Annotated in this window: 12 protein-coding genes; 4 read left to right on the top strand and 8 right to left on the bottom strand. The window is 70.1% G+C overall.

The genetic code is table 11. From position 1 onward, the window contains the following. Window positions 1–47: 47 nt before the first annotated feature. From AB0O76_RS08560 to AB0O76_RS08575, 4 genes are all read right to left on the bottom strand, one after another. On the bottom strand, window positions 48–3,857 hold the full coding sequence (locus AB0O76_RS08560) for a multifunctional oxoglutarate decarboxylase/oxoglutarate dehydrogenase thiamine pyrophosphate-binding subunit/dihydrolipoyllysine-residue succinyltransferase subunit (RefSeq protein WP_365486779.1): 3,810 nt from the start codon (window positions 3,855–3,857) through the stop codon (window positions 48–50). Window positions 3,858–4,122: 265 nt separating this feature from the next. After that, window positions 4,123–5,202: a HAMP domain-containing sensor histidine kinase gene (locus tag AB0O76_RS08565; RefSeq protein WP_365486781.1), complete on the bottom strand. Its 1,080-nt coding sequence runs from the start codon at window positions 5,200–5,202 to the stop codon at window positions 4,123–4,125. Between the two features lie 13 nt (window positions 5,203–5,215). Continuing rightward, entirely contained in the window at window positions 5,216–5,956 is a 741-nt protein-coding gene (locus AB0O76_RS08570; protein WP_135330435.1) for a response regulator transcription factor, read from the bottom strand. 66 nt (window positions 5,957–6,022) lie between these two features. After that, window positions 6,023–6,700 (bottom strand): spermidine synthase, encoded by a 678-nt coding sequence (locus AB0O76_RS08575; protein WP_365486783.1) that lies wholly within the window; start codon window positions 6,698–6,700, stop codon window positions 6,023–6,025. Between the two features lie 172 nt (window positions 6,701–6,872). Here AB0O76_RS08575 and AB0O76_RS08580 point away from each other — a divergent pair, with 172 nt between their 5' ends. Next, entirely contained in the window at window positions 6,873–7,646 is a 774-nt protein-coding gene (locus tag AB0O76_RS08580) for a rhomboid-like protein (RefSeq protein ID WP_365486784.1), read from the top strand. Window positions 7,647–7,754: 108 nt separating this feature from the next. Here AB0O76_RS08580 and AB0O76_RS08585 read toward each other — a convergent pair whose 3' ends face one another. Further along, entirely contained in the window at window positions 7,755–8,753 is a 999-nt protein-coding gene (locus tag AB0O76_RS08585) for a methyltransferase (RefSeq protein WP_365487101.1), read from the bottom strand. A gap of 201 nt (window positions 8,754–8,954) precedes the next feature. Between AB0O76_RS08585 and lon the strand changes: the two genes are divergently transcribed. Next, window positions 8,955–11,378, top strand: coding sequence for an endopeptidase La (gene lon, locus AB0O76_RS08590; RefSeq protein ID WP_365486786.1), 2,424 nt, complete (start codon window positions 8,955–8,957; stop codon window positions 11,376–11,378). A 66-nt stretch (window positions 11,379–11,444) separates the two neighbouring features. Here the strand turns inward: lon and AB0O76_RS08595 are convergent, their stop codons facing one another. Then, window positions 11,445–12,287 (bottom strand): lysozyme, encoded by an 843-nt coding sequence (locus AB0O76_RS08595; protein ID WP_365486788.1) that lies wholly within the window; start codon window positions 12,285–12,287, stop codon window positions 11,445–11,447. A 161-nt stretch (window positions 12,288–12,448) separates the two neighbouring features. Beyond that, window positions 12,449–12,577 (bottom strand): hypothetical protein, encoded by a 129-nt coding sequence (locus AB0O76_RS08600; protein ID WP_365486790.1) that lies wholly within the window; start codon window positions 12,575–12,577, stop codon window positions 12,449–12,451. 20 nt (window positions 12,578–12,597) lie between these two features. Here AB0O76_RS08600 and AB0O76_RS08605 point away from each other — a divergent pair, with 20 nt between their 5' ends. Then, window positions 12,598–13,056: a MarR family transcriptional regulator gene (locus AB0O76_RS08605; protein WP_365486792.1), complete on the top strand. Its 459-nt coding sequence runs from the start codon at window positions 12,598–12,600 to the stop codon at window positions 13,054–13,056. A 141-nt stretch (window positions 13,057–13,197) separates the two neighbouring features. Here the strand turns inward: AB0O76_RS08605 and AB0O76_RS08610 are convergent, their stop codons facing one another. Then, window positions 13,198–13,968 carry a protein phosphatase 2C domain-containing protein gene (locus AB0O76_RS08610; protein WP_365486794.1) on the bottom strand — a complete coding sequence of 257 codons (771 nt, stop codon included), beginning with the start codon at window positions 13,966–13,968 and terminating at the stop codon, window positions 13,198–13,200. Between the two features lie 378 nt (window positions 13,969–14,346). Here AB0O76_RS08610 and AB0O76_RS08615 point away from each other — a divergent pair, with 378 nt between their 5' ends. Continuing rightward, entirely contained in the window at window positions 14,347–17,169 is a 2,823-nt protein-coding gene (locus AB0O76_RS08615) for a nitrate- and nitrite sensing domain-containing protein (protein WP_365487103.1), read from the top strand. Window positions 17,170–17,175 lie beyond the last annotated feature (6 nt).

The following is a 17,175-nucleotide window of genomic DNA, read 5'->3' on the forward strand; positions in this document are numbered from 1 at the left end:
TGAAACTCCGCGGGGCCCGGCCCTCTGCTCACGTCAGCGCGCAGCGCCTACGCCTCGAAGACCTCGTTCACAAGCTGCTCCTGCTCCTGCTCATGCCGCTTCTTCGAACCGACCGCCGGAGACGAACCATGCGGCCGCGAGATGCGCCGCAGACGCTCGCCGTGCGGGATGTCCGCGCCGACCGCCAGGTCCAGGTGGTCGATCAGGTTGAGGGCGATGAAGGGCCATGCGCCCTGGTTCGCCGGCTCCTCCTGCGCCCACAAGTACTTCTCGGCGTTCGGGTACTTGGCGATCTCCGCCTGGAGCTCGGCACCCGGCAGCGGGTACAGGCGCTCGATGCGGATGATGGCCGTGTCCGTGACGCCGCGCTTCTGGCGCTCCGCCTCGAGGTCGTAGTACAGCTTGCCCGCGCAGAAGACGACCTTGCGGACCGCCGCCGGGTCGACCGACGCGTCGCCGATGACCGGGCGGAAGCCGCCCGTCGTGAACTCCTCCGTCTTCGAGGCCGCCGCCTTGAGGCGCAGCATCGACTTCGGAGTGAAGACCACCAGCGGCTTGTGGTGCGGGTTGTGCACCTGCCACCGCAGGAGGTGGAAGTAGTTCGACGGGAGGGTGGGCATGGCCACCGTCATGTTGTTCTGCGCGCACAGCTGGAGGAAGCGCTCGATGCGGGCGGACGAGTGGTCCGGGCCCTGGCCCTCGTAGCCGTGCGGAAGGAGCAGCGTGACGCCGGAGTGCTGGTTCCACTTCTGCTCGGCGGCCGAGATGTACTCGTCCACCACCGTCTGCGCGCCGTTGACGAAGTCACCGAACTGCGCTTCCCACATGACGAGGGACTCGGGGCGGGCCAGCGAGTAGCCGTACTCGAAGCCCATCACCGCGTACTCGGAGAGGAGGGAGTCGTAGACGTTGTAACGCGCCTGGTCGTCCGAGAGGTACAGGAGCGGCGTGAAGTCCTCGCCCGTCTCGCGGTCGATGAGCACCGCGTGGCGCTGACCGAACGTGCCACGGCGCGAGTCCTGGCCCGACAGGCGGACCGGGGTGCCCTCGAGGAGCAGCGAGCCGATGGCGAGGGTCTCGCCCATGCCCCAGTCGATCGTGCCCTCTTCGACCATCGACATGCGGCGCTGCAGCTGCGGAAGCAGACGCGGGTGGACGGTGACCCGGTCGGGGATGTTGACCTGCGACTCGGCGATCCGCTTGACGACCTCCTGGGAGATCGCGGTGTCGACGTTGACCGGGAACTCGGGCTGCGCGGCGGGCACTTCGGCCTGCGCCGGCTGCGAGATGGCCTCACGGACCTCCGTGAAGACCTTCTCCAGCTGGCCCTGGAAGTCCTGCAGGGCCTGCTCGGCCTCTTCCAGGGTGATGTCGCCGCGACCGATGAGGGACTCGGTGTAGAGCTTGCGCACCGAGCGCTTCTTGTCGATCAGGTCGTACATCAGCGGCTGCGTGAACGCCGGGTTGTCCGACTCGTTGTGACCGCGGCGGCGGTAGCAGATGAGGTCGATCACGACGTCCTTGTTGAACGCCTGGCGGAACTCGAAGGCCAGACGCGCGACGCGGACGACGGCCTCGGGGTCGTCGCCGTTCACGTGGAAGATCGGCGCCTCGATCATGCGGGCCACGTCCGTGGCGTACATGGAAGAACGCGACGACTCCGGGGCGGCGGTGAAGCCGACCTGGTTGTTGATGACGATGTGGACCGTGCCGCCCGTGCGGTAGCCGCGCAGCTGCGACATGTTGAGCGTCTCGGCGACCACACCCTGGCCCGCGAAGGCCGCGTCACCGTGCAGGGCGACGGGCAGGACCGTGAAGTCCGTGCCGCCCTTGTTGATGATGTCCTGCTTGGCGCGGGTGATGCCCTCGATGACCGGGTCGACCGTCTCCAGGTGGGACGGGTTCGCGGCGAGCGAGACCTTGATCTGCTCGCCGTCCAGGCCGGTGAAGGTGCCCTCGGCGCCCAGGTGGTACTTCACGTCGCCGGAGCCGTGCATGGACTTGGGGTCCATGTTGCCCTCGAACTCGCGGAAGATCTGGGCGTACGACTTGCCCACGATGTTCGCCAGGACGTTCAGGCGGCCGCGGTGGGCCATGCCGATGACGACCTCGTCCAGACGCGACTCGGCGGCGCTGTCGATGACGGCGTCGAGCAGCGGGATGACGGACTCGCCGCCCTCCAGGGAGAAGCGCTTCTGGCCGACGTACTTCGTCTGCAGGAACGTCTCGAAGGCCTCGGCGGCGTTCAGCCTGCGCAGGATGCGCAGCTGCTCCTCGCGCTCGGGCTTCGTGGCGTGCGTGCGCTCGATGCGGTCCTGCAGCCACTTGCGCTGCTTCGGGTCCTGGATGTGCATGAACTCGATGCCGGTGGTGCGGCAGTACGAGTCGCGCAGCACGCCGAGGACGTCGCGCAGCTTCATCATGGACTTGCCGGCGAAGCCGCCGACCGCGAACTCACGCTCCAGGTCCCACAGGGTGAGGCCGTGCTCGGTGATGTCCAGGTCGGGGTGCTTGCGCTGCTTGTACTCCAGCGGGTCCGTGTCGGCCATGACATGGCCGCGGACGCGGTAGGAGTGGATCAGCTCGAAGACGCGGGCGGCCTTCGTGACGTCGTCGTCGTGCGAGGCGTCGATGTCCTTGAGCCAGCGGACCGGCTCGTAGGGAATGCGCAGCGCCTTGAAGATCTCGTCGTAGAAGTCGTTCTCGCCGAGCAGCAGGTTCGCGACGATCCGCAGGAACTCGCCGGATGCGGCGCCCTGGATGACCCGGTGGTCGTAGGTCGACGTGAGCGTCATGACCTTCGAGATGCCGAGCTTGTTCAGGGTGTCCTGGGAGGTGCCCTGAAATTCGGCCGGGTAGTCCATGGAGCCGACGCCCATGATGACCGACTGGCCGGGCATCAGACGCGGGACCGAGTGGACGGTGCCGAGGCCGCCGGGGTTGGTCAGGGAGACCGTGACGCCGGTGAAGTCGTCCATGCCGAGCTTGCCGTCACGAGCACGGCGGACGATGTCCTCGTAGGCCTGCCAGAACTCGAAGAAGTTCAGGGTCTCGGCCTTCTTGATGCCCGCGACCACGAGCTGGCGGTCGCCGTTGGGCTTCACCAGGTCGATGGCGAGGCCGAAGTTGATGTGCTCCGGCTTGACCAGGGTCGGCTTGCCGTCCTTCTCCACGAAGGAGTAGTTCATCGACGGCATGGCCTTGATGGCCTGCACCATCGCGTACCCGATGAGGTGCGTGAAGGAGATCTTCCCGCCGCGGGCGCGCTTGAGGTGGTTGTTGATGACGATGCGGTTGTCGAAGAGCAGCTTCACCGGGACCGCGCGCACCGACGTGGCGGTGGGGACCTCGATGGAGGCGTTCATGTTCTTCGCCACGGCCGCGGAGGGGCCGCGCAGCGTCACGTACTCCGGACCGGCAGGGGCCTCCGTCGCGGGCGCGGCCTTGGCGGCTGCGGGCTTCGCGACTGCGGGCTTTGCGGCAGGAGCGGCCTGTGCGGTGCCGCCCCCGGCCGGCACGGCGGCAGCGGGCTTCGCGGCCGGGGCCGCGGGCGCTGCGGGCGCGGCCGGAGCCACGGGTGCCGGGGCCGCCGGAGCGGCGGGAGTGGTGGTGGACGCGGCCCCCGCGGCCGCGTCACCCGCCGGCTTCACCGGGGTGGCGGCGGCCGCCGCTACTCCCGGCTTGTAGTCGGCGAAGAAGTCCCACCAGGCTCGGTCAACCGAATTCGGGTCCTGGAGGTACTGCTGATAGATCTCGTCGACGAGCCACTCATTGGGACCGAAGGCGACTGCAGGGTCCTTGCCCTGCCCGTCTTGGTCGGTCGAGATGCTCGAGTTACTGGGGGACTGTGGCGACACGGCGGTAACCGCCCTCTTCCGCTTCACAAGGTGATGGACAGCGGAAATAAAGGCTACGCCTCCAAGGCCGCCAGGTGCAGGCCGGGCCCGTCATCCGTCGTGTAAGTCACACTGGATCGGGGGTTTCGGTGGCGTAAATGGCGGGAAACAAGCCGGGTTCCGCAACGCCAGATGGCCGCGCGGGGCTTCCCCTGCGCGGCGCCTTCACCCGGGCGCGCTTCAGATGCGCCCGCGAATCGCTTCCGCTTCGAACCCTACGTCAACTTCACACTTCGGGCAGGCCCGGAAGAGTGACCTGGATGCGGCAGCCCCGAGGGGATTCGGCCACACCGATGTGCCCGCCGTGCAGATCGACCGCCCAGCGCGCGATGGCGAGGCCGAGGCCGGTGCCGCCGTCGTTGCCGGGGCCCTGGGCGGGGGCACCGGCGTGGCTGCCCCGGTTGAAGCGCTCGAAGACGCGGTGCCACTCCGACTCCGGGATGCCGGGGCCCTCGTCGAGGACCTCCAGGTCCAGGGACTCGGGCCAGGGGCCGCGCCGGGCACGCACGGTGACACGGCCGTGCGGCGGGCTGTGCTTGACCGCGTTGTCGATGAGGTTGGCCACGACCTGGTGCAGCCGCTCGGCGTCCGCGTGCGCGGTCAGCTCGGGCGGTGTCACGTCCAGGTGCAGATGGACGTCCGTACGCGTGTGGCTGCCGGACCCCGATGCGATGCCTGCACGTGCCGAGGCCACCATGTTGGCCTCCTTCAGGACGCCCGACAGGTAGGGCCACACCTCGAAGCGGCGGGCCTTCAGCGGGACGACGCCGTTGTCCAGGCGCGACAGGTCGAGCAGCGTCTCGACGAGGCGGCCCAGGCGCTCCGTCTGCTTCAGCGCCGTACGCATGGTCTCCGGGTCGGCGGCGGAGACCCCGTCGACGACGTTCTCCAGGACCGCGCGCAGGGCCGCGATGGGTGTGCGCAGCTCGTGCGAGACGTTGGCGACCAGCTCCTTGCGCTGCTGGTCCTGGGCCTCCAGGTCGTCCGCCATGCGGTTGATCGTGGTGGCCACGTCGCCCAGCTCGTCGCGCCGGTCGGCGCCGCGTGCCCGCCGCGTGTAGTCGCCGTGCGAGACGGCGCGCGCCACCGCGTTCATCTCGTCGAGCGGCGCGGTGAGGCTGTGGGCCACGAACTGCGTGATGAGCAGCGTGGCGATCACCGAGAAGACGGTGATGAAGCGCAGCTCGGTCTCCGTCTCCATCGCCACCATCAGCAGACCGGTGGTGATGAAGACCGACACCACCACCAGGGTGCCGAGCTTGGTCTTGATGGAGAAGGGCCGCAGTCCTCCGAAAGGCCTGGTCATCAGCTGCCCGGCCTCACGGGGTCGGGGTCTCCAGGGCGTACCCGACGCCGTGCACCGTGCGGATCCGCTCGGCGCCGATCTTCCGGCGCAGCGCCTTGATGTGGCTGTCGACGGTCCGGGTGCCCGACGCGTCCGCCCAGTCCCACACCTCGGCGAGCAGCTGCTCGCGGGAGAGGACCGCACGGGGGGTGTTGGCCAGGCAGACGAGCAGGTCGAACTCCGTCGGCGTCAGGTGTACGTCCTCGGAGCGCACTCTGACCCGGCGCTGCGCGTGGTCGATCTCCAGCTCGCCGAGCCGGAGGATGCCGCTGCGCGGCGTGGTCGCGGCGAGCGCGGCCCGCTCGACCCTGCGCAGCAGGACGTGCACCCGGGCCGCGAGCTCCCGCATCGAGAACGGCTTGGTCATGTAGTCGTCGGCGCCGACGCCGAGCCCGACCAGCATGTCCGTCTCGTCGTCGCGCGCCGTCAGCATGAGCACCGGCACCGGCCGCTGGGCCTGCACCCGACGGCACACTTCAAGCCCGTCGAAGCCCGGCAGCATGATGTCCAGGATCAGGAGATCGGGCTGCCACGCCTGTGCGGTGTCGACCGCCGCGGGACCGTCTCCCGCCGTTTGCACAACGAAACCCTCGGCACGTAGCCGGGCGGCGATGGCGTCGACGATCGTCGGGTCGTCCTCGACCACCAGAACCCGGCGCTGGGCGCCTGGCATCGCCGCCGTCGCACCGTTGTGGGAGGTGTGTGTCTGCTCCATCGCCCCGCCCCTGACACTGATCGCTTGTGTTCGGTCAGCAGGGTACGGGTCGCGAAGGCACCTCGGCTACGCAGCCCTGACGCCGAGATGAACCACGTCGGGTACGCCTCGGGCAACGGGGATCTCTTCCGTCCGTACCGACTGGAATCCGGCATTCCGTAGAGCGAAGTCGAAAGCGGACGAGGGTTGGGCGGACCACACGGCGAGTACTCCACCGGGCTTGAGACGGGCCTGACAGGCAGCCAGACCGGCGGGCGAATAGAGGGAGTTGTTGTCCTCCGTCACCGTCCAGTCGGGGCCGTTGTCGATGTCCAGGCAGAGTGCGTCGTACGTATCGGAGGAGTTGGAGACGTACTCGACGAGGTCGGTGTGCAGGATCCGGGTGCGCGGATCGGTGAGCGCCGCACCGGAGATGGCGGACAGCGGTCCGTCGTTGTGCCAGTCGATGATGGCCTGCTCGCGCTCCACGACGGCGATACGGCCCCAGCGCCGGTCGGCGGCCGCGTGGGCGAGCGAGAAGCCGACGCCGAGCCCTCCGATGAGCACGCTCGGTTCGGGCTGGTCGTCCAGTGCGTCGAGGGCCGCGTCGATCAGGAGGCGCTCCGAGCGGCCGTCCGAAGTGTCCATGAGGAAGCACCCGTTGGCGATGATCTGCAGCAGTTCACCGTGGCGCCGCAGCGCGACTTCGCCGTACGGGCCCTCACGCCGGTCGATGACGACGGGGGCGATGGTGTGGTGGTGCATGGCGGCCAGCGTATGGGGGAGCGGCCGGGCGACGGGGCCCGCCAGGGGCGGACGCGTTTCGACCCTGTGAGGTTGTCCCTCAAGGTGTGATTCGCGTCTCACGTGGCGCCGGTCATAGACAGAGTCCGAAAGATCAGCATTGGGTGGGGCGTGACGGAAGGAGCGCCGCACCGTGAACCGGAGTTCGACGGCTGTCCCCGCGGCACCCGAGGAGACGGTCCGCCCCGCGCTGGACGGCATACCGGGACAAAGGGGACCCGTGACGCGGGCCGCTCCAAGCCGTCCGGCGCCGGAGGCCCCGGCTGCCGACCCCGCGTCCGCGTGGCGCAGGCTGCGCCCCTGGCGGCTGCTCCCGACCCCCACCGGTACGCCCTTCACCTTCGGTTACGCCGTCGTGCTCGCCGGCACCTCGCTGCTGACCCGGTACGCGGACCCCGCCTTCGTCTCGGCCCTGCACCAGGGGTCGAGCACGGACGTCGCACACCTCATGCAGCAGCCGCTGCTCGTCCTCGTCGCGAGCGCGCTGTGGATCGCGGGCGGCATCGCATCGCCGTACGCGATCGGATTCCTGCTCGTCCTGACCGGCCTGGAGCGCCGCATCGGCGCGCTGCGCACCGCGGGGGTCTTCCTGCTCGGGCATGTCGTCGCCACCCTGGCGACCGAGATCCCGGTCGGCTTCTCGGTCCTCGCGGGCCATCTGCCGGACAGCTCCCTGCACCGGCTCGACTACGGCATCAGCTTCGGCGTCGCGGCGAGCATCGGCGCGCTGGCCGGGCTCTTCCGGCCGTGGCTGCGATGGCTGGTGCTTGTCGCCTTCGGCGGGATGCTGGTCGAGGACCTGATCGCGTTCACGGACCCGATGACGAACTGGGGCCACCTTCTCGCGCTGTCGATCGGCGTCGCCACGTGGCCGCTGGTGCGGCGGTGGCGCCGCACGGTTGGTTGAGGATCCTGCCGACGCCTGCTGCCGTACACGTCTGCGGGTGCGTCGTGGCTGGTCGCGCCCACGCGGCGGAGCCGCATATGTCACAGCCCCGCGCCCTCCGAGTCCCGGCTAAGCGGCTACCGCCTCCACCACCGAGGGGAACGCCCGAGTGGCAAGGACCCGCGTCACCGTGAGCCCGGCCTCGCCCAGGAGCCGCGTGAACTCCTCCTCCGTCCGCTCCTGGCCGTCCACGACCGCCGCCATCGCCACGTCGAGGGCCTTGCCCGGGTGCGGATCGTTCCCCGCGGGCAGCACCGAGTCGACGACCAGGACGCGTGCGCCCGGTGCCATCGCGGCGCGGCAGTTGCGCAGGATGCGCAGGCAGGCGTCGTCCGGCCAGTCGTGCAGGACGTGCTTGAGTACGTAGATGTCGCCGCCCTCCGGGACCCCGGCGAAGAAGTCGCCGCTCTCCGCCCGCCAGCGGCCCGTCAGCTCGTCGTCGTCGCCCAGGACGTGGCGGCTCACGGCCGGTGCCTGGTCGAGGAGGACCCCCGTAAGGCCGGGGTGCCGGCGCAGGATGCTCCGCAGGAGACCGCCGCGTCCGCCGCCCACGTCCACCACGGTGCCCCGCTCCGGGAACGGGTACGTCTCGGCGACCACCTCGTCGATCGGGGCCGAGAGCGACGTCATGCCGTCGTCGAAGAGTTCCCGCAGGCCGGGATCGGTCGCCAGGTACGCGAAGAACGGCTGCCCGAAGATCCGCTCGAAGGACGGTCCCGCCTTGCGCACCGTCTCCTCCAGACCCGCCGACGTCCGCTGGAACGTCTCGTCGGTCAGCATCAGCACCATCGCGTGCTGGGAGTGCGGGACGTCCGTGCGCAGCGCCTCCGCGACCGGCGTGAGGCGGAACGCGCCCGCCTCGTCCTCGCGGAAGATGCCGCGCGTGGCGAGGTAGCGCAGGACGCGGCGTAAGTGCGCCGCGTGGGTGTCGGTCAGGCGGGCCAGTTCCTGCGGGGTGCGTGGGCCGGACGCCAGGTGATCGGCGATCCGGCAACTGGTCGCCGTACGCAGCGCCGCAGAGAAGAGGTGCCCCAGGGCGTGCTCCGTCAGCAGGCCCGCGAAGTCGATGCCGAGGCCGGTCTCGTGCTCGCCCGTGACGTTCTCCGGTGTCTCCACGTGGGTCCCTTCCGACGGGATCGAAGTGACGGTCTGACAGTCGAAGTACCCACCGTCTCAGCGATCGCTGACAGCGAACAGACCCCGGGGAACAATCAAGGACTCACGAGCATTGAGTCGGTAAAGCTCAACTTGAATGCCGAAGGGGAGATCATGGCTTCGACGTCCACACCGCTCACTCTGCCCGTGCTGCCGCTCGACGACGAGGTTGTCCTGCCCGGCATGGTGGTTCCGTTCGATCTGTCCGACACCGATGTACGAGCCGCGGTGGAGGCCGCCCAGGCGGCGGCCCGCTCCAGTGGTAGTGGCAGCAAGCCGCAGGTCCTTCTTGTTCCGCGCATCGACGGGACGTACGCCGCGACCGGAGTCCTCGGCACCGTCGAGCAGGTCGGGCGGCTCTCCGACGGCGACCCCGGCGCGCTCATCCGCGGCCGTGGCCGCGTGCGGATCGGTGCAGGGACGACCGGGCCGGGTGCGGCGCTCTGGGTGGAGGGGCTGAAGGTCGACGAGACGGTGCCTGAGCCGCTTCCTGGTGCCGTCGCCGAGCTGGTCAAGGAGTACAAGGCGCTCGCCACCAGCTGGCTGAAGAAGCGGGGCGCGTGGCAGGTCGTGGACCGCGTCCAGCAGATCGAGGACGTCTCTGCGCTCGCCGACAACTCCGGATACTCGCCCTTCCTCTCCACCGGGCAGAAGATCCAGCTCCTGGAGACCGACGACCCGGCGGCGCGTCTGAAGCTCGCCACCGAGCAGCTGCGCGAGCACCTCGCCGAGCAGGACGTCGCCGAGTCCATTGCCAAGGACGTGCAGGAAGGCGTCGACAAGCAGCAGCGCGAGTTCCTGCTCCGCCGCCAGTTGGACGCCGTACGCAAGGAGCTGCGCGAGCTCAACGGCGACAGCAAGGACTCTGCCGAGGAGTCCGACGACTACCGCACCCGCGTCGAGGCCGCCGACCTTCCTGAGAATGTCCGCGAGGCCGCCCTCAAGGAAGTCGACAAGCTGGAGCGGTCCAGCGACCAGTCGCCCGAGGGCTCCTGGATCAGGACCTGGCTCGACACCGTCCTCGAACTGCCGTGGAACGAGCGAACCGATGACGGTGCTTCCGAGTACGACATCAAGGGCGCCCAGAACGTCCTCGACGCCGAGCACGCGGGCCTTCAGGACGTGAAGGAGCGGATCACCGAGTACCTGGCGGTGCGCAAGCGGCGCGCCGACCGCGGCCTCGGAGTCGTCGGCGGCCGCCGCGGCGGTGCCGTGCTCGCCCTCGTCGGTCCGCCCGGCGTCGGCAAGACCTCGCTCGGCGAGTCCGTCGCGCACGCCATGGGCCGCAAGTTCGTGCGGGTCGCGCTCGGCGGCGTACGCGATGAGGCGGAGATCCGCGGGCACCGTCGTACGTACGTGGGGGCGCTGCCCGGACGGATCGTGCGGGCCATCAAGGAGGCAGGGTCCATGAACCCGGTCGTGCTCCTCGACGAAATCGACAAGGTGGGGTCCGACTTCCGGGGCGACCCGGCCGCCGCCCTCCTCGAAGTCCTCGACCCGGCGCAGAACCACACCTTCAGGGACCACTACCTGGAGGTGGAGCTGGACCTGAGCGACGTCGTCTTCCTCGCCACCGCCAACGTCCTGGAAGCCATCCCGGAGGCCCTGCTCGACCGCATGGAGCTGGTCAGGCTCGACGGGTACACCGAGGACGAGAAGGTCGTCATCGCCCGCGACCACCTGCTCCCGCGCCAGCTGGAGCGGGCGGGTCTGGAGAAGGACGAAGTCGCCCTCGACGAGAGCGCGCTGCGCAAGCTCGCGGGTGAGTACACGCGCGAAGCGGGCGTACGCAACCTGGAGCGGTCCGTCGCGCGGCTGCTCCGCAAGGTCGCGGCGCAGCACGAACTGGGCGACAGGGAGCTGCCGTTCACGGTCACGGACGAGGACCTGCGGGGCCTCATCGGGCGGCCGCACCACGTGCCCGAGTCCGCGCAGGACCCGGCCGAGCGGCGCACGGCGGTGCCGGGTGTCGCGACCGGCCTCGCGGTCACCGGTGCCGGAGGTGACGTGCTCTTCGTGGAGGCGTCGCTCGCCGACCCGGAGACAGGGGCATCGGGGCTCACGCTCACCGGTCAGCTCGGCGACGTCATGAAGGAGTCGGCACAGATCGCGCTCTCCTTCCTGCGCTCGCACGGTGCCGAACTGGAGCTGCCCGTCGGCGACTTGAAGGAGCGGGGCGTGCACGTCCACTTCCCGGCGGGTGCGGTGCCCAAGGACGGGCCGAGCGCGGGCGTCACGCTGACGACCGCCCTCGCCTCGCTGCTCAGCGGCCGCCTGGTCCGTACGGACGTGGCGATGACCGGTGAGGTCTCGCTGACCGGCCGGGTGCTTCCGATCGGCGGCGTCAAGCAGAAGCTGCTCGCCGCGCACCGCGCCGGGATCACCACGGTGATCATCCCGAAGCGGAACGAGGCCGACCTGGACGACGTCCCCGCGGAGATCCTGGAGAAGCTGGACGTGCACCCGGTGACGGATGTCCGCCAGGTGCTCGAACTGGCCCTGACCGAGGCCGAGGTGAGGGTTCCGGCCGCCGCGTGACGGAGGTGGCCGGTTAGCGGCCCGGGGCCCCGCGAGGGGTCCCGGGCCCCGTCACGTCATGCGCGCTCAGCCGTTGGCGAGCGCCTGCAGCCTGTCGTAGGCGCCGTTGAACTTGTTGTGGTCCCCGACTGTCGGGCCGGTCGATGTGTACTGCCACATCGTGTAGTAGCCCCAGCCGGCCGGGAGTTCACCCGGCGCGCTGGCGTAACGGGCGATCCACAGCGGGTTGTTGACGGCGAAGCCGCTGTAGTTGCCGGTGCACTGCTTCCACCAGCTGGTGGCCGTGTAGATCACCGCGTGCCGCCCGGTGCGGGCCTTGTACTGGTTCAGGAAGTCACGGATCCAGGTGACCATCGCGGTCTGGGACTTGCCGAAGCAGGCCGCCCCGTACGGGTTCCACTCGATGTCGAGCGCGCCCGGCAGTGTCTTGCCGTCGCGCGACCAGCCGCCGCCGTTGTCCACGAAGTAGTTGGCCTGGGCGGCGCCGCTTGAGGTGTCGGGCGTCGCGAAGTGATAGGCCCCCCTGATCATGCCCACGTTGTACGAACCGTTGTACTGCTGGGCGAAGTAGGGGTTCTTGTAGTACGTGCCTTCCGTAGCCTTGACGTAGGCCCACTTCACGCCGCTGTTCCAGAGGGTCGACCAGGAGACGTTGCCCTGGTGACTGCTGACGTCGACGCCCTCGGTCTGGACGGCGTCGCCACTGGGCGGCAGGCTGCCCTGCCCGTCGTGCTCGATGACGCCCATGCCCATACGGGCTGAGCCGCGGGCCGGTACGTCATCGCCGTCGGCGGCCTGTGCGGCGCCGGGCAGGGTGATGAGGAGGGAGAGGGCGGAGAGGACCGATAGCAGGATTCCGGCCGCTGACCAGCGCGAGCGGCGGGGCGTTCCGGGTCTGTGCACGGGCATGTGCGTGCCTCCGAAGGCCTCGGTTGAGCTGGATGGAGCTCGGTGGAGCTCGGCGAGCTCGGTGGGGGGACCTGTCGACATGTCATGGTGTGAACATGTCATTGACGACGCTACGCACGTAGACCCGTGGCTGGGAAGGGGGCCCGGGAGGTGCCGTTGGTCTACTCCTGCGGCGGTGTCCACGGCACCGTGCGGCGCGGCCGTACGAAATACTGGCCGAGCTGCGGCAATGGGCGGGCGCGCTCGCCGGTCCCGCCGTGGCGTCCGCCGTGCGGGGCGGAAACCTTCACGATCCGGAAAGAAGCGGGCCATGGGTGCTGAAGTGCACGAGAGCGGTGTCGACCGCGAGTTCCTCTCCCTGGAGCGGGAGTTGACCCTGCTCCTTCGCCGGGCCCGCGCCTCGTCCGGCGAGATGGCCCGCCAGGTCCATCCGGACCTGGAGCCCGCCGCGTACGGCCTTCTCGTCTGCCTGGACGACTCCGGTCCGCAGCGCGCCACGGATCTCGCCGCTTTCATCGGCGTGGGCAAGGCGACGATGAGTCGTCAGCTGCGGGCGCTTGAGGAACTGGGGTTGGTGGCCCGTGAGCCGGATCCTGCGGATGGGCGGGCGTGGTTGGTCCGCCTCACGGAGGAGGGTGGGGCTCGGTTCCGTACGGTGCGTGCGGGGCGGCGGGAGCGGTATGTGCGGCAGCTTGCCGGTTGGGACCGGGCGGAGGTTGCCGAGCTGGCTCGGCTGCTGCATCAGTTGAATTCTTCCGCCGAGGGGTAAGGCACCCTGCATCGGGCTTCTGCGGTCTGCCAGGTGTGTTCTCTGTCCGCGGGTGCGTCGTGGCTTGTCGCGCCCACGCGGCGGAGCCGCATATGTCACAGCCCCGCGCCCCTAAAGGGGCGCTCACCCCCCCCGCATCTATCAAGGCTCCGCGTAAACCACCGCCGCGTCGTCGTGCCGCTTCCCCCGCGGGAGCGTCTCGGCCCGCTCCAGCTCCCTCACCCGGTCCACCAAGTGCTGCGGGCCCTCCTTCTGGAGCAAGGTGAAGCAGTCCGTCCAGTCGCCCTCGTGGAACTTCTCCACCCAGCGGCCCACGCCGTCCGTCAGCGCCGCCAGCGCCCTCACCTGCGAGCGCGGGCTCTCCCCGGTGACCGCGCGGGATGCCACCGCCGGGTCCGCGGCCGCCGTGAAGAAGCCGCCCTCCGCGTTGCGCAGCGCCTCGATCGCGGGGGTGCTCCTGCGGACCGACGGCGGCACCTGGTCCAGGCGCTCGTCGAGGACCGCCGTGACCCGGCCGTCGGGGGCCGCCACCAGGAGTGCGGAGTCCGAGAGGACCAGGTGCTCGACCCGCTCGTCGTCCCAACGCACCAGAACCACCGTGGCCTGAGGCGTGCGCGGGTGAGAAAGGTCACAGGTTTGACGATGTGTGTCCGCGGTGCGCTCGATCGCCGCCGCCAGGATCTCAACGAGCGTCATATCCCGCCGTGAAACGGACAGTTCACCCAGTGCGCCGCCGAGCCGTGCCGTGAACCAGGGGACGGAATGCAGACAACCGTCATCCCCGGCGGGCGGAGTCACCCCGTCCAGGAGGACGAGTGAACCGCCCTGTCCGGATGCGGGAAGCATGACCGCGGCATAGTCCTCATTGGGGCGGGTGGGGTCGCCGGGCTCGGTGGCGAGTTCGATGCGCATTCAGCCAGTCTGCACGAGGCCTTCACAAGGTCACCGAGGGGTCGCATATGGCCGCCGATTGGCCCGGACCAGCAGGTCAGGCGCCGGATTTCAGGCGGAATGATCGCCTCCGGCGGTGTGTGGCCGCGCATCCTGCCAAAGCCTGCGGGAGACGTCCAACCGGCGCACCGTGGCCGAGTCTTTTGCTTCAACTCGGGACTTGCTCGCCAACTCCCCGCCGATGTTCACTCCTTCGGGTGGCCAGGCAGGCGATGCGCGACCGCCACTCATCGGCACTGAAAGGGTCAGGAGCCGTACCGGGGGCGCGCGTTCGTTGACGGATCGTCACCCGGGCCCATGGGCAGACGAAAAACAAGAATGCGAGCATCGGTGCAGAAGATGCGGCCTCGGCGCAAAGGCAAGCAGACGGCCTCTGACGGGGCCACGCCGGGCGCGACCACCCCTACGGAGCAGGCGCCCGAGCGCCCGCCCGAGCCCACGGCGGGAGAGCCCGCGGCGAGCGACCACACCCCCGGTGCGACGGTTCCTGACGGTGCGAAGAGCGCCGACGGGAGCGCCGCGCAGCCCACGAAGAGCGCCGCGCAGCCCACGAAGCCCGTCAACTCCAAGCCCACCGCGCGCGTGCGCAACCGGCTCATCGTCGCCGTCGCCGTCGTGGCCGCCGCGATCGCCGGGGCCGGAGCGCCCGCCGTCGTGGCCGCATCCGGGCAACTGAGCGACGCCCAGGACCTTGTGACCCTCGCGGAGCGCACTCAGCAGGCCGTCTCGCTGAGCCACTCCCTCGCCGACGAGCGCGACGAGGTCACCTCGTACATCGCCGCGGGCCGCCCGAAGGGGGGTAAGAGGCTCTCCGAGAGCCGCAGCGCCCGCGTCGACCGCCAGATCGACGAGTTGCGCTCGGCGGACGCCCCGGCCGGTCTGCGCCGCGACCTCGCCGCCATCGCCGCCGTACGCGGAGCGGCGCTCACCGGCAAGAGCAGTGCTCTCGAAGCGCACACGGCGTACTCGGACGTCATCACCGCACTGCACGCCCTGACCCGCGAACTCGCCGAGCAGACACCGCCCCGCGCGGGCTCCGGCGGCTATGCGCTCGCCGACCTCGACCACGCCGTCGAACAGGCCGCCGGCGCCCGCGGCCTGCTCCTCGCCGCCCTCGCCGTCCCCCGCACCACGGAGACGAGCACCACCGTCGACCCGGTCACCGGCCTGCCCACCACGGTGGTCGACGAGTCCTCCGCCAGCAGCAGGACCCGCGACGCGCTGAGCGCCGCCGCCCAGCGCGCCGACGTCCGCGAGCAGGCCGCCATCGCGGACTTCCGGGACACGGCCACGGAGCGCGCCCGCGCGACGTACGACTCGACGGTCACGGGCAACGAGGTCACGACCGCCGAGAAGTACCTCTCCCGGCTCACCGACAAGGCCGCGCTCTCCACCGCCGAGCTGCGCTACGACAGCAAGAAGATCGACGCCGCGCTCTCCGCCCGCATCGAGATGATGCGCGGCGCCGAGTCCTCGCTCACCGTCAAGCGCACCAAGGACCTCGCCCAACTGCGCGACGACGACGTCACGGCCCTCGAGATCCGCGTCGCACTCATCGGCGTCACGCTGCTCGTCGCGGTCGGCGTGACCATGGCGATGGCCCGCACGCTCACCCGGCCGCTCGCCGTCCTGCGCCTCGGCTCCGCCCGCCTCGCCACCGAGCCCGCGCCGCAGGAACCCATCCGCTTCACCGGCCGCGACGACGAGTTCGCCCAGGTCGTACGGTCCGTCAACGCGCTGCACGGCCACGCGGTCGCCCTCACCGAGCGGCTGACCACCCTCGAAGCGGACCGCAAGCACCTCATCGGGCAGCGCACGTCCATGGCCGACGAGCGCGAGAAGCTGCGCGGTGAACTGGCCGAGGCCTCCGCCCACTTGGAGCGGGTGCGGCAGTCCATCCACGGCACGTTCGTGAACCTCGCCCTGCGCACCCTCGGCCTCGTCGAGCGCCAGCTCGCCGTCATCGAGAACCTGGAAGACCGCGAGCAGGACCCCGACCGCCTCGCCACGCTCTTCAAGCTCGACCACTTCGCCACGGTCATGCGCCGCCACAGCGAGAACCTCCTGGTCCTGGCCGGCGCCGAGCACGGCCACCAGCACCCGGGCCCGGTCCCGCTCGTCGACGTCGTACGCGCCGCCGTCTCCGAGATCGAGCGGTACGAGCGGGTGCGCATCGCCACGCTGCCGCCGCACGCGCATGTCGCCGGTTTCGCCGCGGACGACATCAGTCACCTGGTCGCCGAGCTGCTCGAGAACGCGACGTCGTTCTCGCCGCCGGACGCCTCCGTCGAGGTCTCCGGTTGGCTCCTGGAGAGCGGCGAGGTCATGCTCTCCGTGCAGGACGAGGGCATAGGGGTCACCCCCGACCGGATGACGGAGCTCAACTCCCGTCTCGCGGAGTTCCGTCCCGACGACGCGTACGACCAGGAGAGCGGGGACGGGCTCGGGCTCGGTCTGTATGTCGTGGCGCGGCTCGCCGCGCGGCACGGGGCGCGGGTCCGCTTGCGCGAGCAGAAGCAGGGGGGTGTCGCCGCTGTCGTCGTGCTGCCCAAGTCGATCCTCGCGGCGGCGCCGGCTGTTGCGGCGCCGCCGGCGATGGGGGTTCCCCTTGCCGGGGCGGCGCCTGCCATGCACCTTCCGGGCTCTGAAGCCGAGGCGAACTCCAATGTCCTGCCGGGGCGTGCCTCTGCGGGGGATCCGCTGATTGCCGCTGCGGAAGTGGCCGCACGGGAAGCTGAGGCTGAGACCACCCTGGAGCTTGCCCCTCCGGCGGTCGATGAGGAGCCGGAAGCTGGGGCTGTGCCCACCCGTCCCGCCCTGCGGGACGCCTGCCCACAGCCAGGGCAGCCGGAAGCTGCGGCCGAGCCCGAGCCCGAGCCCGAGCCCGAGCCCGAGCCCGAGGCAAAGGCCGCCCCTGCCGAGCCCAAGTGGGAACGCGTCACCGACAAGGGGCTGCCCAAGCGCACGCCGAAGATCACCGCGCCCGAGCCCACCGTGCCCAAGGCGCGCAGCGGTTCCGTCGACGCCGAAGCGCTGCGCAAGCGGCTCGGGGGCTTCCACCAGGGAGCCATCAGCGGCCGTCGCGACGTGGCGGCCGAGCTGAACGAACGTAACGAAGAGACCGAAAACATGGGGGAATCAGTCGAGGAGGCAAGTAGTTGACTGCGC

The sequence above is a fragment of the Streptomyces sp. NPDC086554 genome, from assembly GCF_040686095.1.
GTDB lineage: Bacteria > Actinomycetota > Actinomycetes > Streptomycetales > Streptomycetaceae > Streptomyces.